This window comes from Synechococcus sp. R5-13 (assembly GCF_047462015.1).
Classification (GTDB): Bacteria; Cyanobacteriota; Cyanobacteriia; order Thermostichales; family Thermostichaceae; genus Thermostichus.
Genome location: NZ_JANSIL010000019.1, coordinates 1 through 960, shown reverse-complemented (window position 1 = coordinate 960; position 960 = coordinate 1). Strand labels below are relative to the sequence as shown.

1 protein-coding gene is annotated in these 960 nt (G+C 63.9%); it reads right to left on the bottom strand.

Annotated elements, in window-relative coordinates; all coding sequences use genetic code 11:
- On the bottom strand, positions 1-805 hold an 805-nt coding region (locus NW840_RS01545), incomplete at its 3' end, for a DegT/DnrJ/EryC1/StrS family aminotransferase (protein WP_414341983.1).
- Positions 806-960 lie beyond the last annotated feature (155 nt).

The window sequence follows — 960 nt, the reverse complement described above, 5'->3', positions numbered from 1 at the left end:
GCCGCCGCCAGTTCCACTCCCGCAGATAAGGCAACTTCACCGAGAGAATCACCGCCTGCAGCGCATCCAAACGACTGTTGAGACCCAGATACTCGTGGTGGTACGGACGGGTCTGCCCATGCTCCCGCAGCGCCCGCACCCGCCTGGCCAGTTGCCCATCCCGCGTCACCACCGCCCCCCCATCCCCAGCCGCACCCAGATTCTTGCTGGGAAAAAAGCTGAAGCAGCCCACCTCCCCCCAAGTGCCCACCGGCCTGCCCCCCCAGCAGGCCCCCACCGCCTGGGCACAATCTTCCACCACCGCCAAGCCGTGCCGCCGGGCAATAGCCAGAATCTGGGTCATGTTGGCCGCCTGCCCAAACAAATGCACCACCACCACCGCCTTGGTGCGGGGGGAGATGCTCTTTTCTAACAGTCGGGGGTCCAAGTTGAAGGTAGCAGGATCCACATCCACAAACACCGGACGCGCCCCCACCCGGCTGATGGCGGCAGCCGAGGCAAAAAAACTGAAGGCACTGGTGAGCACCTCATCCCCCGCCTGGATGCCCAAAGCCTGCAAAGCCAACACCAAGGCATCGGTGCCGGAATTGCAGCCGACGGCCTCCAGGGGGCCACCCCCCAAAAACTGGGCAAACTGCTCCTCAAAGCGCTGCACCGCCGCCCCGCCGATGTACTGGCCAGAGGCCAGCAGCGCTTCCAGCTGCGGCTGCAACAGCCCGGCCAAAGCGCGGTACTGCCCCGTCAAATCCAGCAGCGGAATCGGCTCCTCCGTCATGGTGCTGCCTTTGGAGAAGGTGGCGGCCACAGCCCATCATCGCGGATGAGAGCCTGTGTACACAACGCTCTGGCCCAGAAGGGTTCTGGGGTTTGTCTTCCGCGGGTCGAGCTGGCCCTGAATCTATCCACCCAATCTGAGATAGAGTAAGCGCGGGATGTCCTGAGCCAGGGATCCCTGGATAC